Annotated in this window: 3 protein-coding genes and 1 pseudogene; 2 read left to right on the forward strand and 2 right to left on the reverse strand. The window is 47.1% G+C overall.

Features of this window, described 5'->3' with window-relative positions; translation table 11 throughout:
* Positions 1-538: ROK family protein (locus ACOJTG_RS02415; RefSeq protein WP_420152345.1), on the reverse strand; the 538-nt coding region annotated here is incomplete at its 3' end.
* Positions 539-673: 135 nt separating this feature from the next.
* The gene (locus ACOJTG_RS02420) at positions 674-835 is read right to left on the reverse strand and encodes a hypothetical protein (protein WP_420152346.1); all 162 of its coding nucleotides are present in this window, start codon (positions 833-835) and stop codon (positions 674-676) included.
* Between the two features lie 223 nt (positions 836-1,058).
* On the opposite strand from ACOJTG_RS02420, the gene ACOJTG_RS02425 reads away from it, so the two are divergent.
* Complete coding sequence (locus tag ACOJTG_RS02425) at positions 1,059-4,346, forward strand: SusC/RagA family TonB-linked outer membrane protein (protein WP_420152347.1); 3,288 nt, start codon at positions 1,059-1,061, stop codon at positions 4,344-4,346.
* A 33-nt stretch (positions 4,347-4,379) separates the two neighbouring features.
* Positions 4,380-4,778: pseudogene (locus ACOJTG_RS02430) on the forward strand (SusD/RagB family nutrient-binding outer membrane lipoprotein); the annotation flags it as partial.

Below are 4,778 nucleotides of genomic sequence, written 5' to 3' on the forward strand. Positions count from 1 at the left end.
GAATTCGACGTACAACCGAAGGTGCCGAGGTGATGGTATCGAGACAACCAATTTTTCCGCAGTAACAACGTTGACCATCCGCTTCCACTTGGATGTGCCCCAGCTCACCGGCAAAGCCAGAAGCTCCCTGAAATACTTCTCCATTTAGCACAATACCCAGACCTACCCCCCAGTCGATGTTCAGTGAAAACATGTGCCGGCTCCCCTGCCCCCTTCCAAAACGACTTTCCCCCAGAACGGTAGCCTTCGTATCATTAATCAGAAACACCGGAAGAGAAAACTGATGTTTAATCCATTCTTTAAACGATACGCCTGTGATGTTGAGTTTGGGATAGGTTAGATTCTTGCCCGTTTGTTCATCAATGAGTCCCGGCATCGCAATGCCAATAGCCATCAGCGTTACTTCTCGGAAAGGAATGCTGGCAAATGTTTCTACAACAAAGGCTTTCAGAGCTTCCAGATAGCTTTCGGAATTTTCAAGTGGAATCAGAGCTTCGTGTTTAAAAACCACCTCATGTTTGGTATCAATGACCAGCAAACTCAGCCCATGGGTATTGATGTCAAGTACGACTACCCGATGGAAATCCGGATTTAGGCTATACGCCGTAGGGCGTCTTCCGTTATTACCCGTTACGGTTCCTACCGTTTGAATCCAGTTTTCCTGGATTAATTGTTACACTAATTCAGTAACGGAGGGGACACTGGTATGGACCCCTTTAGCTAATTGGGAGAGCGTACAAACCCCTTGCTGGTAAATTAACCAAAGGGCTTGCTGAAGCCGTTGCTTCTTCTTATAAACTACAACGGAGGCATCCTGAACTTCTTCTTCAATCATAGTTGACAGCACTTAATTACTTAAGTATAGACCATTTATGTAAAAAAAACTCTACATATTTAATATGTTATATTTATTATTAATATATTTCAAATAGTTTTTAAATTATTTATTTAAGTAAAGTAGTAAAATGCGTTTCATCTATTATCATTGCAAGACCAATTGCCATAGATTCTATGGCATAGGACAGAATTACGTTTCATTCATTTTTTAATCATTGTTCATGAAACAATTACTACTCTTCATTTTCCTGTTTACAACCAGCTTGGCGGTTTGGGCTCAAACAGGAAGTTTGACCGGTACCGTCAAAGATGACAAAGGTGCTGCCGTTCCGGGTGCCTCCGTGGTAGTCAAAGGAACCACCACGGGTACGACCACCGACGTAGATGGTAAATTCCGTCTAAGCCTGAATCAGGCCAATCCTACGATCGTCGTTTCGGCGATTGGATACCTGCGTCAGGAAGTAGCTGTGGCTAATCAAACTGAACTTACCATTACCCTTCAGGAAGACGCGAAAGCACTGACAGAAGTAGTGGTAACCGGTTTTGGTTTGAAACAGGAAACCCGTAAACTTTCCTACGCCACGCAGGAAGTAAAAGGTACGGATCTCGAACGTGCCAACTCCGCTAACTTGGTGAACGCCCTGCAGGGTAAAGTAGCCGGGGTACAGATCGACCAGGGTTCCGGTGGACCGATGTCCTCTTCCCGGATCCGTATTCGGGGTAACGCTTCGCTGAACTCCAATACGCAACCTTTGTTCGTAATTGACGGAGTACTGGTCCGTCCGGGTACTACGGGTGCGGACTCTTGGGGTGCTGCTCAGGATTTTGGTAACATCATGAAAAACTTTAACTCCGACAACGTAGAGTCCATGTCGGTTTTGAAGGGTGCTGCAGCCAGTGCTTTGTACGGCTCAGACGCGTTGAATGGTGTAATCATTATCACCACCAAACAGGGTCGTCAACAAAAAGGATTGGGTGTTAACTTCAATCACACCACTTCGCTTGAAACCGCCTACCGCTTTGTAGACGTTCAAAACGAGTACGGAGCCGGTATTTCACCGACCTTCACGAAAGGAACGGATGGAGTTGATCAGGTTGATAACAACAACTGGCCTTACTCATTCGGACCTAAGTTAGATGGACACATGGTTCGTGACCTGGATGGACGTATGGTCCCCTGGGTTGCTAACAATCCGCTTGATTTCTTCCAGACGGGTAAATTCATCAATAACAACTTGTCCGTAGAAGGAGCCAATGATCGGGGTTCATTCCGGGTTTCGTATTCGAACCTGTACAATACCACCATTATGCCGGCGGGTGCAGAAATGAAGCGGAACAACTTTAACGTTCGAGCTACGCAAAAGCTGGGTAAACTGTTTAATCTGGATGTTTCGACGGATTATACGATCAACGATAACCTGAACCCAATTCGTCAGGGTGGTACCTACAACCCCGTATTCCGATTTGTATACGGACGTCCGCGTAACTTTGACATTGACTATTGGGTGAATAACTACGAATCGCCAACGGGTGGACGTAAATCAGGAGCTGCTGATCCCTACAACATCTCTCCGTTTATGTGGCAGACCTTCCATTACACGACGACTCGGAATGAGCGAATTTTCCGTGGTAATGTGGATGTGAACATGAACTTTACGCCTTGGTTGACGGGTTTATTACGGGCTAACATTCAAAACGAATTGTACGCTACCGAAAATAAAAACGAAGGCGACAACGCAGGTTTCAACGGTGAATATTCTCAATACTCATTGGCTAATAATCAATCGCGTATTCAAGGTTTGCTTACCTTCAACCGTGATCTTAGCTCCAGTGTACACCTGAACTTGTCCGCAGGAGGTGAAACCAACCGCTTCCTGGGTGGTCGTGAATACCGCATCAGAACCGATGGTGGGCTTCGGATTCCCGGACAATTTGCGTTGACTAACTCGGTCAATCCAGTAGTTGCCGATATCAGTGGCCGGTTGACTCCTTCCAGCCGTAAGGACGCTATTTACACCTACGGGGATGTAACGTTCAAAGATCAACTCTTTGTGAACTTCACGGCCCGTCAGGAGTTTTCTTCTACCCTTAAATACGCAAATGGCACGGGCGAGAAATCTTACTTCTACCCTTCATTAGGCTTATCCTGGGATTTCACGCAGACGTACAAAGCATTAGCGAACACCCTTTCTTTCGGAAAGCTTCGGGCCAGTTATGGTTTTACCGGGGGCGATCTTGACGCCTGGGTGTTAAACCGCGATGGCTTCTACTCGGCTGGAAACATTTTCACGTCTAATACTGGTCAGATCCAGCGATATGGTTTCCGCGACAACATTTTGACTAATCCCAATATCAAAAACCGCTTAGCTCGCGAATGGGAAGTTGGAGCAGACCTGCGTTTCTTCAATAACCGTTTAACCTTAGATGTAGCAGTCTACAATAAGTTAACGACGAATGAGATTTTCCGATTACCGGTAGCTCAGGAATCAGGCGTTACTTCTCGCGTAGTTAATGCCGGTAAAATTTTGAACCGAGGCGTCGAATTTATCTTGAGTGGTGCCCCTATCAAAAACAAAGACTTCCAGTGGAACACGTCCTTTAACTTCAGCCGGAACCGGAACAAGATTCTTGAACTGGCCGATGGAATTGATACCTATGAGCTAAGCCTGGCCTTCGGTGCTGACGTACGCTCGGTTGCTAAAGCGGGTGGTAACTACGGAACGATTGTGAGTAACTATGCTTTTGCCCGTGATGAGCAAGGCCGCAAACTGATCGGTGCTGCCAGTGGTACAACGAACGGTAACCTGACCTTCCTGCGGAGTGGTGCTGCCGGTCAAGGATCTAAAGAATTAGGTACGTTGATGGAAAACTTCTTGTTGAGTAACGTAAACAACTTCCGTTACAAAAACTTCTCCGCCACGTTCCAGGTAGATTCTAAAATTGGTGGGGTGATGGCCTCGTCTACGCACGCGTACGGTTCTGCTTTCGGTAGCTTCAAAAACAGCTTGGCTGGTCGTGACGCCGAGCACGGAGGTATTGCCTTTACCGATGAACAGGGTGTACAACGCAACGATGGTATTATTCCGGATGGTGTACTGGCCGCTGGCGTAACCGCTACCGTTGACGGAACTCAGGTCGATTTAGGTGGTATGACCTATCGGGAAGCAGTAGATAAAGGTTATTTGAAACCTGTCCCCGCTTATGCGTACTACGATAACCTGTCCAACTGGGGTTCTGGTATCCGCGAATACTCGGTATTTGAAAACTCATGGGTCGCTGTACGCGAAGCTTCTATTGGCTACGATGTTCCCGCTTCATTACTCAACCGGATCAAAGTGCAATCGCTTCGCGTGAGCATTGTGGGCCGGAACCTGGGTTACCTCTACCGTACTGCAAAAGACGGCATCAACCCCCAGGGACTCCTCAGCAACCGAGCTGGTGAATTTGCCGAATACGGTGGACTTCCCTTCAGCCGGAATATCGGTGTATCGGTAAACGTAGGATTATAATTCGATTACTAGATTATTCTTGACACAACTGACATGATTACTCCCTATAAAAAATACGTCTCAGGCTTGCTGCTGGCCACTACGCTATTTGCGACGGGTTGCAAGGACCAAGCATTCGTTGATTTTAACACCGATCCTGAGGCACTCACCGAAGTTCCCCCGGCCAACCAGTTCCTGAATGCTACGCTCGGCGTGCATGATCGGGATTTCGAAGCCTTTTACGATTACTACCTGCGTATTATGCCCTGGATGCAGTATTCAACGGGTTTGAACGGAAATGGTCAGAACTTCACGCAGGTCTATGACAACTTTGCCAATCGCTACGGTGCCCTTTATACGAGTGTCGGTAATGCGATTACCGACATGGAGAAGCTCGTGGGGAAAATGCCTACGGAAGAGCAGGCTCGTTACGTACACCTGATTCGTATGGGT

This window comes from Siphonobacter sp. (assembly GCF_048595215.1).
Lineage (GTDB): Bacteria > Bacteroidota > Bacteroidia > Cytophagales > Spirosomataceae > Siphonobacter.